Below are 16,523 nucleotides of genomic sequence, written 5' to 3'. Positions count from 1 at the left end.
GGCGATCTACCAGGCCCTCTACATCGAGGGTCGTGGAGCGCTGCGCCGCGAGCTGACCACCGCCTTACGCACTGGTCGGGCGTTGCGAGTGCCGCGGGCCCGTGCCAAGCGCGGTAAGAGCTTCCTGACAGGGGAGGTCATGATCGCCGCCCGACCCGCGGAAGCCAACGACAGGGTCGTGCCCGGACATTGGGAAGGGGATCTGATCGTCGGACTGGGCGGGGTCGCGATCGGTACCCTGGTCGAACGCACCACGAGGTTCACGATGCTGTTGCACCGGTCTCCGATGGACGAGCACAAGATGATCGGCGCACAGGTCAAGAACGGGCCCGCGACAGCCGGACACGGCGCCGACGCCGTCTGTGATGCGATCGCCCGAGCCATCACCGGTCTGCCCGAGACCCTGCGCAAGTCATTGACCTGGGACCAGGGCGCCGAGATGGCCCAACACGCCAGACTCCGCATCCAGACCGGGCTGCCGATCTACTTTGCCGATCCCCACTCGCCCTGGCAGCGGCCCAGCAACGAGAACACCAACGGGCTGTTGCGCCGGTACTTCCCCAAAGGCACCGACTTCACCCGCTACGCCCTCGTCGATCTCGACGGCGTCGCCAAGACCCTGAACGAACGCCCCCGTAAGACATTCGGATTCAAGACGCCAGCCGAAGCGATGAACGAGCTACTGTTGACCGCAAGCACCGGTGTTGCGACGACCGGTTGAATCCGCCCAATACACCTCGGGTGAGTTCCAGAAATGGTGCGCCGGGAACGGGGTCACGCAGTCGATGGGAGCCATCGGCGTGTGCTGAGACAACGCTGTTGCGGAAAGTTTTTTCTCTCACTTGAAGACGGAAATGTACTACCAGCGCGACTTCGAAAACCACCTCGCCGCGAGGACCGCGGTGATGGAATACATCGAATCTTGGTAGAACCGGCGTCGCCCTCATTGGCACAATGGAGGACTACAACCGGCCGCCGCGCTGGCCGCTCACCACGACCGCCGCCAAAAGGCTGCGGCGTAGAAGAAAAACACACCAGATTGTCTCAATAACTTGACGGGCGCAAAGATCCATAGCAAGAGTATTAGCGTCTTTTTGAATTTCAAAAAGATGGAAATAGGCTTGAAAGATGCGTCTGTGATGATCCCTCCAAAATCGATACCCCATTCTGGTCTACAGAGTTATGTGACCGCCCATGTCAGAGGAATGCTGCATGATGAATTCGGGGTCATCACCGTGACGAGTCACGGACTGTGAGTTGTTCTGATCAAAGCCGAGTGAAGGGGAGGTGAGCGAGGTGTCCGCTCGGGGCCAGACCGCACCTGACTTCAGCGTGTTCAGCCACCTGAACGCGCAGAACAGTGACGCCTATCGCCGGGTGTTGGGTGCATTCGTGACGGCCAAAGAGCGCTTTCAGGTTCACCTCCGGCCAGACGACGTGCTCAGCCAGCTTCGGCGAGACGCCGCGGCGGATGGCGCAGATCCTGGCGACGCGCTGACCATCGAAGCAGTCACCGCCGCCCTGGACTCCCTGGCGGATTGGGGAAATCTCCTGGCCTCGCCCGACACCGGGCGAGTCGTTCACGTCGAGGACTTCTATCGCAAGCGCCACCTCTTCCAACTCAGCCAAGCGGGCGAGGCCGCCGAGCGCGCCCTGGAGCGATTCGAGGAGACCCTCGGGCGCCGGGGCGCCCTGCAGAGCGTCGCCCTCGAAGACATCGCGGTGACGCTCCACCAGTTCGTCACGCTCATCGAGGCCGATGCCCTCGACCTGGGCATGCTGCAGCAAACCCTGGCCGCGCTAACCATGCGGTTCACCGAACTCGCCGATAACGCGAGCGCGTTCATGGCGTCGCTGCAGCGCACCATCGACCTGACCGAAACCGACGAGGCCGCCTTCGTTGCCTACAAGTCCCGACTGGTCGAGTACCTTGAACGATTCATTCAGGACCTCACGGTGCGCGGACCGCAAATCGCGAAACTACTGGTTAGAGCCGGCAGCGAGAATGTTGATCGTGCCCTCCGGGCCCTTGCCGACCGGGACGCGACCGCCGAAGCCCCCGACCCCGACGATGCGCAGTCGTTGGTCGAAGCAGCCCGCCACTACGCCGTCTGGACCAATCGTTGGGAGGGCCTGCGATCATGGTTCCTCTCGGGCAACGGTCGCGACAGCCAGGCCAAGCTCCTGCGGATGGCGGCCCTCGCCGCGATCCCCGCGCTGCTCGACGCTGTGCGAGCGGTCAATGCCCGACGCTCCGGGCGCTCAGACCGGTCCACCGACTACCTGCGGCTCGCGCAGTGGTTCCAGGAGGCACCCACCGACGACCACCGGCACCGGCTGGCGCGGGCAGCATTCGGGCTCTACTCTGCGCGGCATTTGACCGTCGACTCCGAAACCTGGCAGCACTGGAGCGACGATGCGACGCTCGTCGGCGCTCCCTGGGCGGATGCCCCACCGATCGAAATCTCCCCGCAACTGCGAAAGACCGGCACCTATGAACGGAAGGGACGCCCGAACCAGGTAGTCGACCGCTCGGCTGCCCGGGCCCTGATCGCCCTCCAGGTGCGACAGCAGTCCGAACAGATCGCTGCCGCCCGCCAGAGGCTCGCGACGGACGGCACGGTTGAGTTAAGCGCGCTCGCCGGGCTGGACAGTACGGCCTTCGGACTGTTCCTCACCCTCCTCGGCGACGCACTCGTTGCCCGTCCGCCGGACGGGGGACCGATTCACACCGCGTCCAGCGATGGCACCATGAGCATCGAACTGACACCGATGTCCGAGGCCGGCTTCGTCGCGCTCGAGACGGAGCGAGGCACCCTCCGCGGACCCGATCACCTGGTGCGCATCACTGACCTCATGGCGGACGGCGCCGATCTAGCCTTCGCCGGAGAGCCCGTTTCGGACATCGAGGGAGAGCGCGATGAGCGCACCCGGGGCGCGCACGCCGCGGCTGCACTCGCGGAGGTGACATGAGCGTTTCGGCCGTAGACGACCAGCAGAGGGCGGCGCGCCTCCTGCTGCGCCACCCGCTCATCCGGTCCACCGACGAGGACCGGTATCGTCTCGTGCGCCGACACGCGAGCACCCTCACGGAATGGTTCGAGATCAACACCGGGTGGGCGCTGCACGTCGACAGTGAGGTGGTGCGGCTCGAACGCGAGCCGGCCTCGCTGGAGGACGCGACGCATCCGTTCGCCGCCCGCCGTGGCGGCATGCCGTTCTCGCGCCGCAGGTATGTGCTCCTCATGCTCAGCTTGTCCGTTCTCGAACGCAGTGACACCCAGATCGCGCTCGGGCGCCTGGCGGAACAGGTGATGGTCATCGCAGCCGCCCCCGAACTCGTCGCCGCGGGTTTCGCGTTCGAGCTGGGCACCAGGGAGGAGCGCAGCGACCTCGTCGCCGCTGTGCAGCTGCTCCTGGAGTGGGGCGTGCTCGCCCGGGTCGCGGGCGATGAAGAGGAATTCGTGCGCAACGCGGGCGATGCGCTTTATGACGTGTCTCGACGGGTGCTGTCGCAATTGCTGGTCACCCGGCGGGGCCCGTCGACCATCGCCGCCACGGCTTTCAGCGAACGCACCGCGGGCATGCGGGATCGGGGAACGGCCCCGACCGCTGAGTTGCGCAATCTGCGCCTGCGGCACACCCTCACCCGGCGTCTGCTCGACGATCCCGTGCTCTACCTCGACGAGCTCACCGAGGAGGAGACCGCATACCTGCGCAGCCAACGCGCACTGATCTGCCGCCGCATCACCGAATGCACCGGGCTGGTCGCAGAGATCCGTCAGGAAGGGATCGCCATGGTGGACTTCGATGACGATTTCAGCGACGTGCGGATGCCTGAGAAGGGCACCGAGGGCCACGTCACCCTACTGCTGGCTGAGTTGCTGGCGCAGTCCGGGGCGGCGGAGTCCCGTGTCGACACCCTTGTGGTGCATGTCCGATCCATTGCCCCCGACTACGCCAGGTACTGGCGCAAGGGCGCGGCGGAAGCCGCATCCGAACTGGTCGAGACGGCTCTCGGCCGGCTCCTCGCTCTTCGTCTCGTGGCCCGTGACGGTGACGTCATCCGCGTGCTGCCCGCCCTCGCTCGATTCGCCCTGGCTGCACCAACAATAATCGGAGCCCGAAAGCAGTGACCCTCGACATCGCACCATCCCTCAGCGCCGGTGAAAGCGACCCGGAGACCGTGACCTCTTCGCTGCCGGTTCCGACCAGCGCGCGGTGGCAGCCGCAGCGCCTCGGCCTGGTCGACCTGTTCTACTACGACAACGAAGAGTTCCCCTTCGTCGATGGCCGATTGTTGCTCCGGGGCAACAACGGCGCGGGCAAGTCCAAGGTGCTGGCTCTGACTTTGCCGTTCCTGCTCGACGGCGACCTGTCACCGCAACGGGTTGAACCCGATGGCGACCGGCAGAAGCGCATGGAGTGGAACCTGCTCCTCGGCGACGAGCACCCGAACAGCGAGCGGCTCGGCTACAGCTGGTTGGAATTCGGCCGCATCGACGATGCCGGCGAGCCGCAATTCGTCACGATCGGCGCCGGTCTCAAGGCTGCGCGCGGCCGGGGCATCACCAAGCACTGGTTCTTCGTCACGCAACAACGCGTGGGGGAGACGCTCGACCTGATCGACAGGAGCCGTCTCGCGCTCGGTCGCGAGCGCCTCGCCCAGGCCCTGGGCGACACTGGGCGCGTCTACGACACCAAAGCCGAATACCGGCAGGCGGTGGACTCGAAACTGTTCGGCCTCGGCGAGCGGCGCTACGCGGAGCTGATCGAGCTGCTGCTTCAGATCCGCGCTCCGCAGCTGTCCAAGAAACCGAGCGAGGCCGCCCTGTCGGAGGCGTTGACTCGCGCCCTGACCCCGGTCAGTGACGATGTCATCAAGTCGGTGGCCGACGGATTGCGATCGCTCGATGAGGAGCGCGACGAGGTGCAGCAGCTCGCGGCCGCGCAGAAGGCGGTGCAGGGTTTCCTCCATCACTACCGCGGGTACGCGCAGGTGATGCTCAAACGGCAGGCCGCCGGTCCGCGCCGCGAACAGTCCGAGCACGACAAGTACGGGCGCGCCATCCTCGAGGTGACCGCGGAGCTGGACCGGCTGCAGGAATCGTTGGCCGGCGTCGCATCCGCCAGCGCCGAGCTCCGCACTGAACGCGGCACGCTGGATGCCGAGGAAGAGGCGTTGCGGGACAGTGAGCACGCCCAGAGCGAAGTCCTCCTCGAGCGGGCGGATGCTGCGGCCGCCACTGCCGGGGAGAGGGCGGATTCCGCCGAGCAACGCTTGGAGCACGCGAATGCGGCAGTCGGCACCTCCGAGGCGGAGGCCGCGGAAGACCGCACCGCGGTCGCGGCAGCGGAGGCGCGGCTGCGCCACGCAGGGGCCGCCGCGATGGCCGCGGCCCTGGACGCGCGACTCGTGCACGATCAGTGTGCCCTCGACGGGCTGCCTGCTGAAGGGCTCGAGGCGGCGCTCAAGCACGAACGTGCCGCGGCTGCCGCTCGAGTCGCTCGCCTGCGCGACGCGCTCGAGCGGGTGGTCGCCTTGATCGCCGCGCTGCAGCAGGCGGAGGCGCGCACGGCGGCTGCGGCCGCACGCGAGGCCGAAACCGAGACCCGTCTCGCCGAGGCGACCGACGTACGTTCGCTCGCGGATGCCGCGGTCGAGATCGACGTCGACTCCTACATCTCCGACGTCGAGATCGTACTCGCCGGGTTGACCGAGCTCGCCGTGTCCGATGACGCGTTCGGTGCCTTCACAGACTGGGTGCGCCACCGCACGGCTGAGAACCCCGCCATCGGCGCCCTGCGGGTGGACGCGCTGCGCGTGCAGTCCGAACTGCAGCTTCAGCGCGCCGCCGCGCAACATGAATTGAAGACCCTCGCGGCCCAGTACACGGTGTTGAGCGCCGAGATCGCCGGACTCGAGCGGGGCCAGGTGGTGGAGCCGACCCTTCCACCGGCCCGCGCCGTCGCACCCGAGGGCTCGATTCCGCTCTGGCGCGCGGTCAGTTTCCGCGATGACCTCGACGCCGCCTCGAGGGCCGGCCTCGAGGCGGCCCTCGAGGGCAGCGGGCTGCTCACGGCCGTGGTGATGCCCGGTGGGGAGCTGCGCGAGCCCCTCGATGGACAGCTGCTGCTGCGACCGTCGGAGGGCGCGGCATCCGCTCGCACCCTTGAATCCGTACTCGTCGCCGAGCCGCCGGCAGGCTCTGCGGTGACGGTCGACGCGATCGAGGCGGTCCTGCGCGCCATCGCCGTGGCCGACAGCGATGTGGACGGTGACCAGGCTCCGGTCTGGGTGGGCCTGACCGGCAGCTATCGTTTGGGTTCGGCCCGCGGCGCCTGGTCGACTGAGTCGGCTCGATATGTGGGGGAGAGCGCACGGGAAGCGGCGCGCGAACAGCGGCTGAGAGAGGCGCACTCCGAGCTCGACCTGATCGCCGCGAGGCAGGGTGGCCTCACGGCTGACCTCGAGGGTCTCGCAGCGCGGGCGCGGGTCGTCGAGCGGGAGCAGACCTCGGTGCCGCATCCGACGGCACTCGAGACAGCGGACCGGGCGGCCGCACGAGCGGCCGATCACGTTGCGCGGTGCACGGTCGAACGCGAGGAGGCGCGAGAACAGAACGCTGTCGCCGGTCGAGCGCGCGACGAAGCTGCTGCGGAGCTCGCGGCGGATGCCGCATCACTGCGGCTGCCCACGGATGTCGACATGATCCGGGGGCTCGGGGCGTCCCTGACCGAGTACGAGAAGCGGGCCGCAGACCTGTGGCGCGAGGTGGAGCGTCGTGCAGAGGTGGCTCGTCAGCTCGCGCGTGCCGAAACCTGGCTCGCCGCCGCGCTTGCAGAACGGGTGCGTTCGGCGGACGAGCGGGAGGCGGCGACCGCCGAACTGACCCGCAGCCGGAGCTACCTGGCCACGCTGCGCGGACGGCTCGGCGCCGACGTGCAGGGCTACCGCGATCGGGTGGCCCAGGTAAAACATCGCTTGAAGGCGATCGTCACCGAACTGCGCTGTCTGGTCGACACGGAGAGAGTCGAGGGGCAGCGCCAGGCGGGTCTCCTGGAGCGGTTGCGCGGCATCCGTGGCGATCAGGACCGCGCTCATTCCGCTCGGGTCGATGCGGTCGCGGCGCTGCGGCGTACCACCACGCTGGGGCTGGTGCAGGTCGCCGCCCTGGCCGATCTTGGCGTGGTCGAACCGGACGCCGGCGGCGAAGCGGACTGGACGGTGACGAAGGGCGTGCAGTTCGCCCGCGCCATCGACGCGGCAATGCCGGACCTCGACGCATCCGACGAGCGGTACAGCCGGCTGCAATCGCAGGTGTTCACCGAGTTCGCCGATCTGCAGCGGTCGCTGGGTCGGCACGGGCATGAGGCGGCCTATTACCCCAACGATGACGGCGTGCGAGTCGTCGTCACCTTCAGCGGCCGGGAGATGCTGCTCGTTGAACTCGCCCAGCAACTCGGCGGCCAGATCGAGCAGCACCTGCTCCTGCTCAGCACGAGAGAGCGCGACATCATCGAGTCGCATCTCGTCACCGAGGTCGGGGCGCAGCTGTCTGAGCTGATCGGGGATGCCGACCGGCAGATCGTGCAGCTCAACGAGGAGCTGCGTTCACGGCCCACCACAACCGGCATGATCCTCCGGGTGCTGTGGAAACCGCGCTCGGACGGCCCCACGGGACTCATCGCGACCCGTCGGCTGCTTTCGACCAGCGCCGATGTGTGGGACAAGGAGGACCGGGCGGCGCTGGGCGCGTTCCTTCAGGCTCGCATCGGGGAGGTTCGCGACGCCGACGAGGCCGGGAACTGGTACGACCACCTCGGCGAAGCGCTCGACTATCGCCGGTGGCACAAATTCACCGTCGAGCGCCAGCAGGGCGGCTCGTGGAAGTCCGCCACCGGCCCGGCTTCCGGCGGTGAGCGGGTGCTCGCGGCGAGCATCCCCCTCTTCGCCGCCGCCTCATCGCACTACCGAACCGCAACGAACCCGAACGCTCCCCGCCTGATCATGCTCGACGAGGCCTTCGCGGGCGTCGACGACAACTCGCGAGCGAGTTGCCTGGGGCTGTTGGCGGAGTTCGACCTCGACGTGGTGATGACGAGCGAACGGGAGTGGGGATGCTACGCGGAAGTGCCCGGACTCGCGATTTCCCAGCTGACCCGGTTCGACGGCAGCGACGCGGTTCATGTCCAACGGTGGAGGTGGGACGGTCGCCGGCGCACGGCTGTCGTCGATGCGGTCGCGGTCGATGCTGCAGCTGCCGACGGGGGGCTGTGGTGAGCCCGTCTGCCGAAGGAACAGACAGGATCAGGCGCCTGCTCGGCTCGCCGGAGACGGCCTGGCTGTTGGAACGGATGCGTGCCCGGTTGGAGCAGAAGGGCACGCTCGAGGGAACCGTGACGAAGCAGGGCGCGAGCACGGCAGAACGAATGGCGGCTGGCCGCCTCATCGGACGACCTGTCCGGTCGGGCTCGTCGGCGTCCGTGTCGCTTGACCAGCTTGACGTGATGCTGCGGCGCGATGCGTGGCCCGCTGGGCTGGCATCCGCGGTCGTTGCGCTCGTAGGCCCCATCGTGGGCCCGGACGTGCGTCGGGCGGAGCGGGAGAGTTGGCATGAGGTCTCTGACGCGTTGCGTCTGATCGCCAACGATCGGCCCCAGCTCTCCGGGTGGGTGGAGAACGTGAACAGGTCGGGAGCGTTGCGGCGAGCGACGGCATCCGCCGCGGCAGCCCACGAGATGTCGCTTCAGCTCGGCGTGCTCGCGCGGGCCTTGCCGGTGGAGGGGGTGCCGCTCGGCGTTCTCGCGGCTCGCTTGTTCGGCGATGCGCATGCCCTCGACCCGAAGACCCCGCTCGGACCGCTCGCCGTCGGGCTTGCGGCGGCAGCGACCGGCCAGTCGCCGGGGACCGGCTCTCGGTGGAGGCGGGACGCCTGGCAGTCCTGTGGGGTTGTCGTGGACGAATTGTCCTCGACCGTGCTGGCCCTCGGGTTGCCGGGCGGCCTGACCTCGCCGACGGCCCGCGCCCTCGCGGCGCTCGGTGAGGCAGGTCAGCCGGCGGTGCTCACCTACCGGCAATTGGCGGTGGACGACATCGGCCGCGCACCGTTGCTCGTGTCGGTCTGTGAGAACCCGGCGGTCATCGCTGCGGCTGCCGACCGGTTCGGCGCAAGCGCTGGCGCTGTCCCTCTCGTCTGCGTCAATGGACAGCCGGGAGCTGCAGTCATCCGTCTGCTCACCCAGCTCGTCGACGGCGGCGCCCGCCTGCGCTACCACGGAGATTTCGACGCCGGCGGACTTTCGATCGCGCGCACGGTTGCTCGCAGCGTGCCGTGGACGCCGTGGCGCTTCGGCGAGACCGACTACCGCAGCGCGTGCGCGTCGAGTCTCTCCACATCGGTGTTCTCGGGTGCCGTTGGCGACACCCCCTGGGACGGAGGGCTCTCCGGGGCGATGGAAGAACTGCGGCTGCGGGTGGAGGAAGAGTCGGTGCTCGCGGATCTGTTGGACGACCTGCGCGTCGACTAGCGCACGTACGGGTTCTGCACCTGCTCGAGCAGTCGTACTTCAACACCAGTCCGGTGAAGCGCGAACGCCGGTGCGGTGACCCGCGCGAGTCGTGCATAATTCCTGCAGATTCTGCACCTCCAGTTTCCTCACCCGCGAAATCACGCTGAACGTGCGGGAACACTCACCGATTTGCAGGAGTTATGCATGGGCGCGGCGTCGAGCGCCCCCCTTATAGCCCGGAGCTAAAGTTCCGGCATGAGCACGTCAAGCCGCATTCTCGAGGCGCGCGCCCGGGCCGGACTCTCGCAGAGCCAGCTGGCCGCGCGCGCCGGAGTGCCGCAGCCGAATCTCTCCGCCTACGAGGCCGGTCGCGTGCAACCTCGGCCCGGGACCCTCTCCCGCATCCTGGCCGCCACCGCCGAACGGCCGGCGGCTGTATTGCGTCGCAACCGCGACAGCGTGCTCGAACTCGCCGGCCGTCGCCGCGCCGGCAACGTGCGGGTCTTCGGCAGCATCGCCCGGGACACGGAAGCCGTCGGCAGCGACATCGATCTCCTCGTCACCTTCGACCCCGCGGCGTCCCTCCTCGATGCGGCCGGACTCGTCCTCGACCTCGAGAGTCTCCTCGGCGTGCACATATGTGATGAGCGACCGGGCCGAAGGCGCCATTCGGGACCGGGCGGTCGCCGAGGCCGTTCCGCTGTGAGGTACTCGGGCCACGGGATGACTCGCGAAGTCGACCTAACGGATGCGCTGCTCGCCGGTTCGTCACGCACGACTACGCGAACACCGACTATCAGATCGTCTGGAATGCCCTAGTCACGGACTTTTCGCGGCTGCTGGCTCAGCTGGGGATCGGGTAGGGCGATCGCCGACCGGGCGTAGCGACCGTGCCGACGCCCGAGAGTCGCCGTTTCTGCCGAGAATCGCCGCTGGGTTGGCGACTCTCGGCGCAAACGGCGACACTCGCCGAGACCGCTCCCCAGAATGCGGGCCGGGGCTCCCGAAAACCGGCGCGACGCGGCGCGGAATGAATCCCGCTCCGCCAGGGTTCCCCCTCTATGAACCACGCTCCGGCCCGGAGCGACCGCCTCACCACCTCTGGACCGCACGTCGTTTTGACCGCACGACCCCGACGGGACCTTCGCATGGCTGAAACCGCCACCGCCGCCAGCCACAACAACGCCAGCACCAACATCGACACCACGAGCACGGATGCCGCCGCGCACCCGGCCGACGCATCCGCCGCCGACGCGGCCACCGACATCCGTAACCGGCTCGTCATCACCCTGCTGCTGATCTCGACCTTCGTCGTGATCCTGAACGAGACCATCATGGGCGTGGCCCTGCCGCGCCTGATGAGCGACCTGCGGATCACGGCCAGCGCCGCGCAGTGGCTGACCAGCGCGTTCATGCTCACGATGGCCGTGGTGATCCCGATCACCGGGTTCCTGCTGCAGCGCTTCAACACGCGGCCGGTGTTCATCGCGGCCATGACGCTGTTCAGTACGGGCACCCTGATCGCCGCGGTCGCGCCCGGCTTCGAGGTGCTGCTGGCCGCCCGGGTCGTGCAGGCCACCGGCACGGCGATCATGTTCCCGCTGCTGCTGACCACGGTGATGACCCTCGTCGCGCCCGCCCACCTCGGCCGCATGATGGGCAACATCTCCATCGTCATCTCGGTCGCCCCGGCCATCGGCCCCACCATCTCGGGCGCCATCCTCAGCGTGCTCGACTGGCGCTGGATGTTCATCCTCGTGCTGCCGATCGCCCTCACCGCGCTGTTCGTGGGCGGCATCCTGATGAAGAACGTCACCACCCCGCGCACGATGCCGATCGACGTGGTCTCGGTGCTGCTGTCCGCGCTCGGCTTCGGCGGGCTCGTCTACGGCCTCAGCAACCTGGGCACCGCATCCGGCGGCATCGCGTCGGTCGAGGGCTGGCTGCCAATCCTGGGCGGCGCCCTCGCACTCACCCTGTTCATCCTGCGCCAGCTGGTACTCCAGCGCACGGATGCCGCCCTCCTCGACCTGCGCACCTTCCGTTCGCGCACGTTCACGTTCGGCATCGTGACGATGGCGATCAGCATGATGGCCCTGTTCGGCACCATCATCCTGCTGCCCATCTACACGCAGACCGTGCTCGGCCTCAGCGCCCTGCAGGCGGGCCTGCTCCTGCTGCCGGGCGGTCTCCTGATGGGGCTGCTCGCCCCGTTCGTCGGGCGCCTCTACGACCGGTCCGGGCCTACCCGGCTGCTGATCACCGGCTCCAGCATCGTCAGCGCCGTGTTCTGGGGCATGACGCTGCTGAACGCGAACAGCTCGCCCTGGCTCGTGCTCGCCGCCCACGTCACCCTCAGCTTCGGACTCGCCCTGCTCTTCACCCCGCTGTTCACCGCGAGCCTCGCCGCCGTGAAGCCGTCGCTGTATTCGCACGGCAGCGCGGTCGTGGGCACCGTGCAGCAGCTCGCCGGTGCGGTCGGCACGGCGCTGTTCGTGACGGTGATGGCATCCGTCGCCGCGTCGCGGCTGGCCACCGGGGCCACGGATGTCGCCGCCACCGCCGCGGGCATCCAGGCCGCGTTCCTCTATGGAGCGGTGATCTCGCTGTTCGCGATCCCCGCGGCCTTCTTCACCCGCCGCCCGGCGGCCGCGGGGGAGTAGGCCTGCCGGAAGCCGCGCCCGTGCACGCCTGATTCGAGCGCCGGTAGCCGTCGCGCGGTAGCTGCGCCGCTGCGCGCGTGGCACGCCACCCGCGTAGCGGCGCAGCCCCCGCGCATCGCATCGGGCGGTGCAGACGCGGCGCTGGCTACCCGAAGAAGTCGATCAGCACCGGGGCCAGCGCGGCGGCATCCACGTTGTGGGTCTGCCCGTCGAGGGTGACCTGGGTGGCGCCGGGCACCGCGCGCGCCACCGCCCCGGCGGCTGCGGCGGCCCACGGCGGGCTGTCGCCCCCGACGACGACGAGGACGGGAACGGGGATCCTCGCCAAGCGGCCGGCGGGAACCAGGCCATCACCGGTCAGGGCCAGATCGTATGGGAGGGTGTGCGCAATGGCCAGCAGGCCCGGCCACCAGGGCGACTCGGACATCCCCGCGACCATCGCCGGATCGGCACCCGTGCCCAGCATGAAGAGCTGGGCGGCCCGGGCGCGGTCGCCGTCATCCAAGGCGGCTTGCACGCTTGCTCCCCAGCCATCGAGGGGCCCCGACCCGCGCTCCTCCGCGGTGAAGGGCGGCTCGTATGCGGCGAGGCGAGTGATCGGAAGGCCGCTCGCCGCCGCGAGCAGCCCCAGGATGGCACCCGACGAGTGCCCGTACAGCATCGCGGTCCCGCCGGCCGCGTCGATCAGGGCGGCGAGATCCTCGACCTCGCGATCGGTGGCATACGGCGCCACGTCGGTGCTGTACCCGCGGCCGCGGCGGTCGTAGGTGTAGACGGTGAAGTGCTCGGCGAGCGGTGGCACGAGCGGCCCGGGGGACTGTCGGGTGTTGAACGCGCCGCCGACCAGGATCAGCGCGGGGCCGGATCCACTCTTCTCGTAGGCGATGCTGGTTCCGTCGGCGGATTGCACGGTCTGGATCATCGGGGCTCCCTCGTCGTGGGTGGCAGTGGCAGTGGCCCGGTTCGGCTCAGCTCAGCTCGGCCGCCCCGTCACATTGTCGCCCAGCCTGACGCCTACCCGGTCCCGGCGCAACACCCGCCAGCGGGCGTCGGAATGGCGCGAAGAGTGGGCGAGTCCCTGAAATACCTGGGAACCGACGACTTTGAGGGGTGCACATCCCAGCAGAACCGGATGCCCGACCTCGCAGCGCTGCGGAACCTGCTCGCCGAGAAAATCTTCCTTCTCATCAGGTGTTCGCCACCGCATCCCCGGGCAGCTCCTGCGGCGAATAGACTGCCCAGGCCGGTGTCAAGCCCCTGGCACACATGACTTTCCGAGCTATAAGTGAGGGTTCGTTCAGAAACCTGAGGCATGCTTGACGCTTCGTCTGCGCCGCACCCCGAGAGCGCAGGCCCGACGCTCAGTGAGCCGGCGCTCACCAGCGCTCGCGCTTGCGTCACCCGAAGGTTATTCGCACAAACATGCCAGAAACACCCGAAGAAAAAATCATCCGCTTCGCAGCACAGAACAAGTTCAGCAACAGCACGGCCAGCAGCAACGACACCAACACCGGCGCCCGCCACACGCTCAAGAAGCCGCACCGCATCGCGATCCTCGCCGGCAGTGCGCTGGCCATCGCCGGGCTCGTCGTCGGCGGCACGTTCGCGACTCAGTCCGCGGTCGCCGCCCAGGACCGCGTGTCCGCCACGGCCGCGCTGGCCGAGAGCACCGGCGTGCACCCCGAACAGCTCGACGCCTATCACGGCATAGCCAAGGCGCACACGCAGCACAACGCATCCGTCGCCCTGGACCAGGCCAACCAAGTCCTTTCCGCGACGCAGGGCAAAGCGGATGCCTCCGCCCTCACCCAGGTGACCAGCTCCCTGGCCGGCTACGAGGTTCTGCCTCTCGACGAGATCTCGTCCCTGACCAGCAAGACCAAGACGGAGACCACGGCGCTGGCCGCTGCGGCCGCCGAGGCCGACCGAGCCGCCGCCGCAGCCGCGGTCGCCGCGGCCGCGGCAGCCGAAGCCAACCGGGTCACGTCGCTCGCGGCGGGCAACACCCCCGCCGGCGCGAAGGCCACCGCCCAGGCCATGGCCTTGAGCCAGTACGGCTGGGGCAGTGACCAGTTCTCCTGCCTGAGCCAGTTGTGGCAGAAGGAATCCGAGTGGAAGTACGACGCCGTCAACTCCAACGGCGGTGCCACCGGCATCCCGCAGGCGCTGCCCGGCAGCAAGATGGCCTCGGCCGGAACCGACTGGGCCACCAACGCGACCACGCAGATCGCCTGGGGCCTGCAGTACATCAAGGCCTCCTCCTACGGCACGCCGTGCGCCGCCTGGGCGCACTCGCAGGCCGTCAACTGGTACTGATGCTCTGACCCCCGGACCTGACCCCGACACGTCCGCACCACCTCGCCGAGCCGTGAGTTGCGCCCCTGTTTTCACCGACAAATGGGGCCAGACTCACGGCTCGGCGCGCTGCGTGGGGGGCGTTGCGGCCGGACCGCGGGAAACGTGCAAGGCGCGGGACGCGGCGGCGTTGCGGCCGGACCGCGGGAAACGGGGGAACCCTCCGCTAGCCTTCTGACAACGGATGTTGCGGGGGCGGCACGCCTCGGCGCGGTTTCGCCGCGGCGAGGCTCCCGGCTCCGGTTGAACCAGGGGGAGCCGCAGCATGCACGGGAACGCACCGACCAGACATCCGTTGCGGCGACGCGGGCGGCGATTTGTTCGGGTAGTCGCCGCGCTCGCCGTCGCCACCGCGCTGGCACTCGGGATGCCGCTGGCCGCCTCCGCGGACACCAGCGACTTCACGTTCACCTCCTTCGACGCCGACTACTACCTCTCCCGTGACGACGCCGGGCACTCCACCCTGCGCACCGTGGAAACCTTCGTGGCGAAGTTCCCGAACTTCGACCAGAACCGCGGAATGGTGCGGCTCCTCCCAAACGACTACAACGGGGTGCCTTTGCACACCACCGTCGAATCCGTCACCGACGCCACCGGTGCGCCCGTGAACTTCGAGGCCCTCGACCGCGGCAGCATCACCGAGGTGCCGCTCGGCACCGACGAGTTCGTGCGCGGCTCGCAGACCTACACGATCACCTACACGCAGCAGAACGTGGTGCGCGCATTCGCCGACACCAAGAACGACGAACTCTACTGGGACACCAACGGCACCGGGTTCGACCAGCCCTTCGGCTCCGTCACCGCGCGCGTGCACGTCGACCCCGGCATCGCCGAGTTCCTTACCGGCAATTACGCCTGCTACTCCGGGGTTCAGGCGGACACCACGCGGTGCGAGATCACCCAGACACCGGATGCCGCGGTGCCCGGCACCACCGGCCAGCTGTTCGCCTCGTCCGAGCGCACCCTCGGTCCGCGCGAGAACGTCACCGTCGCTATCGGGTTCCAGCCCGGCACGTTCCTGCAGGTGCCGGCCTCGGCCGGCTACAGCGGTGACGGGTACTCCGACGGCGGCTATTCCGACAGCGGGGTGGACCCCGCGACGGTGCTGGCGTTCCTCGTGCTGGGCGTCAGCATCCTCGGCGTCGGTGCGGCCTGGGGCTATCGCCGGCTCGCGGTGCGCGATGCGCGCGGGCGGGGCGCCATCATCGCCCAGTATACAGCGTGCCCAAGGGCTACAACCTGCTGGAGGCGGCCGACCTCGTGAATCGGCAGAAGACGGCCATCGCCGCGCAACTCGTGAGCCTCGCGGTGCGCGGCAAGGTGCGCATCCTCGACTACCCGGTCACGAGGGGCGGCGGGGACTACACGCTGCAACTGCTCACCCGTGAGGGTGTGGACGCCCAGGAAAGCCAGCTGCTGACAGCCCTGTTCCCGCACGGGGCGATCGGCGTGACGCGGGAGATCGGGGCCGTCAACAGCACGCTCGCGACCAAGCTGAGCGGGTTCCTCCACGCCGCGAAGCTGTCGGTCATCGCCCGCGGTTGGCGGGCCAAGGCAGCCGGCCGCGGCGGCCACTGGATCGGCATCGGCATGTCCGTCGTGCTGGTCCCCGCTCTGGTCATCCTGATCGGGATGGCGCTGATCAACGGCTCCCCGCAGTACGGCGAAGTGGTGCCGTGAGTCTTTATCGCCGCGTTCTGCGTCATCGCGGCCGGCTGGCTGGCACCGGACCGGGCGAAACTGACCGAGGCCGGCGCCGAACCGCGCGACTACCTCAAGGGCATCAAGGTTTACCTCGAGCTCGCCGAGGCGGGCATTCCGGCGGCGGTGGCGGCGGAGGCGGTGGCGGCGGCCGCTAGCTCCACCCTGAGGGGTCCCAAATCGACCTTCCCGGGGCTCCGGAAGGTCGATTTGGGACCCCTCAGCCGCGTCAGCAGAGCAGTTGCCGGGCCGCGACGGCCCGACCGCCCGTACTAGCCTGTACTGAGCGGC

11 protein-coding genes and 1 pseudogene are annotated in these 16,523 nt (G+C 68.6%); 11 read left to right on the top strand and 1 reads right to left on the bottom strand.

Annotation, left to right across the window (positions count from 1 at the left end):
* The 8 genes and pseudogenes from E3T37_RS01515 to E3T37_RS01480 form a co-directional block, all read left to right on the top strand.
* Window positions 1–721, top strand: a 721-nt coding sequence (locus tag E3T37_RS01515) for an IS30 family transposase (protein WP_134365086.1), incomplete at its 5' end; no start/stop codon positions are given.
* Window positions 722–728: 7 nt separating this feature from the next.
* Window positions 729–1,022, top strand: a pseudogene (locus E3T37_RS17250) (IS3 family transposase); the annotation flags it as partial.
* 265 nt (window positions 1,023–1,287) lie between these two features.
* Window positions 1,288–2,973: a TIGR02677 family protein gene (locus E3T37_RS01505; RefSeq protein WP_198415933.1), complete on the top strand. Its 1,686-nt coding sequence runs from the start codon at window positions 1,288–1,290 to the stop codon at window positions 2,971–2,973.
* Window positions 2,970–4,136, top strand: coding sequence for a TIGR02678 family protein (locus E3T37_RS01500; protein ID WP_134365085.1), 1,167 nt, complete (start codon window positions 2,970–2,972; stop codon window positions 4,134–4,136). Before E3T37_RS01505 ends, E3T37_RS01500 begins: the two co-directional genes overlap by 4 nt.
* Window positions 4,133–8,284, top strand: coding sequence for a TIGR02680 family protein (locus E3T37_RS17105; RefSeq protein WP_198415932.1), 4,152 nt, complete (start codon window positions 4,133–4,135; stop codon window positions 8,282–8,284). The genes E3T37_RS01500 and E3T37_RS17105 overlap by 4 nt, the downstream gene beginning before the upstream one ends.
* Window positions 8,281–9,531 carry a TIGR02679 family protein gene (locus E3T37_RS01490; protein WP_198415931.1) on the top strand — a complete coding sequence of 417 codons (1,251 nt, stop codon included), beginning with the start codon at window positions 8,281–8,283 and terminating at the stop codon, window positions 9,529–9,531. Before E3T37_RS17105 ends, E3T37_RS01490 begins: the two co-directional genes overlap by 4 nt.
* 237 nt (window positions 9,532–9,768) lie before the next feature.
* Window positions 9,769–10,332 carry a helix-turn-helix domain-containing protein gene (locus tag E3T37_RS01485; protein ID WP_241994521.1) on the top strand — a complete coding sequence of 188 codons (564 nt, stop codon included), beginning with the start codon at window positions 9,769–9,771 and terminating at the stop codon, window positions 10,330–10,332.
* Between the two features lie 329 nt (window positions 10,333–10,661).
* A complete protein-coding gene (locus E3T37_RS01480; RefSeq protein WP_134365082.1) occupies window positions 10,662–12,176 on the top strand; it encodes a DHA2 family efflux MFS transporter permease subunit in 1,515 nt (504 codons plus the stop codon).
* Window positions 12,177–12,321: 145 nt separating this feature from the next.
* Here E3T37_RS01480 and E3T37_RS01475 read toward each other — a convergent pair whose 3' ends face one another.
* Window positions 12,322–13,098 (bottom strand): alpha/beta fold hydrolase, encoded by a 777-nt coding sequence (locus E3T37_RS01475; RefSeq protein ID WP_134365081.1) that lies wholly within the window; start codon window positions 13,096–13,098, stop codon window positions 12,322–12,324.
* Between the two features lie 500 nt (window positions 13,099–13,598).
* On the opposite strand from E3T37_RS01475, the gene E3T37_RS01470 reads away from it, so the two are divergent.
* The 3 genes from E3T37_RS01470 to E3T37_RS17570 all read left to right on the top strand — a co-directional run bounded on the left by E3T37_RS01470 (window position 13,599) and on the right by E3T37_RS17570 (window position 16,211).
* Window positions 13,599–14,492 carry a hypothetical protein gene (locus E3T37_RS01470; protein ID WP_241975841.1) on the top strand — a complete coding sequence of 298 codons (894 nt, stop codon included), beginning with the start codon at window positions 13,599–13,601 and terminating at the stop codon, window positions 14,490–14,492.
* A gap of 304 nt (window positions 14,493–14,796) precedes the next feature.
* Window positions 14,797–15,795: a DUF2207 domain-containing protein gene (locus E3T37_RS17575; protein WP_134365080.1), complete on the top strand. Its 999-nt coding sequence runs from the start codon at window positions 14,797–14,799 to the stop codon at window positions 15,793–15,795.
* Window positions 15,753–16,211: a DUF2207 domain-containing protein gene (locus E3T37_RS17570; protein WP_166806057.1), complete on the top strand. Its 459-nt coding sequence runs from the start codon at window positions 15,753–15,755 to the stop codon at window positions 16,209–16,211. Before E3T37_RS17575 ends, E3T37_RS17570 begins: the two co-directional genes overlap by 43 nt.
* Window positions 16,212–16,523 lie beyond the last annotated feature (312 nt).

The organism is Cryobacterium sp. TMT2-10, from assembly GCF_004403075.1.
In the GTDB taxonomy this organism is placed as follows: domain Bacteria; phylum Actinomycetota; class Actinomycetes; order Actinomycetales; family Microbacteriaceae; genus Cryobacterium; species Cryobacterium shii.
The sequence above is the reverse complement of the archived record's forward strand: the minus strand, read 5'-3'. Positions and strand labels throughout refer to the sequence as shown.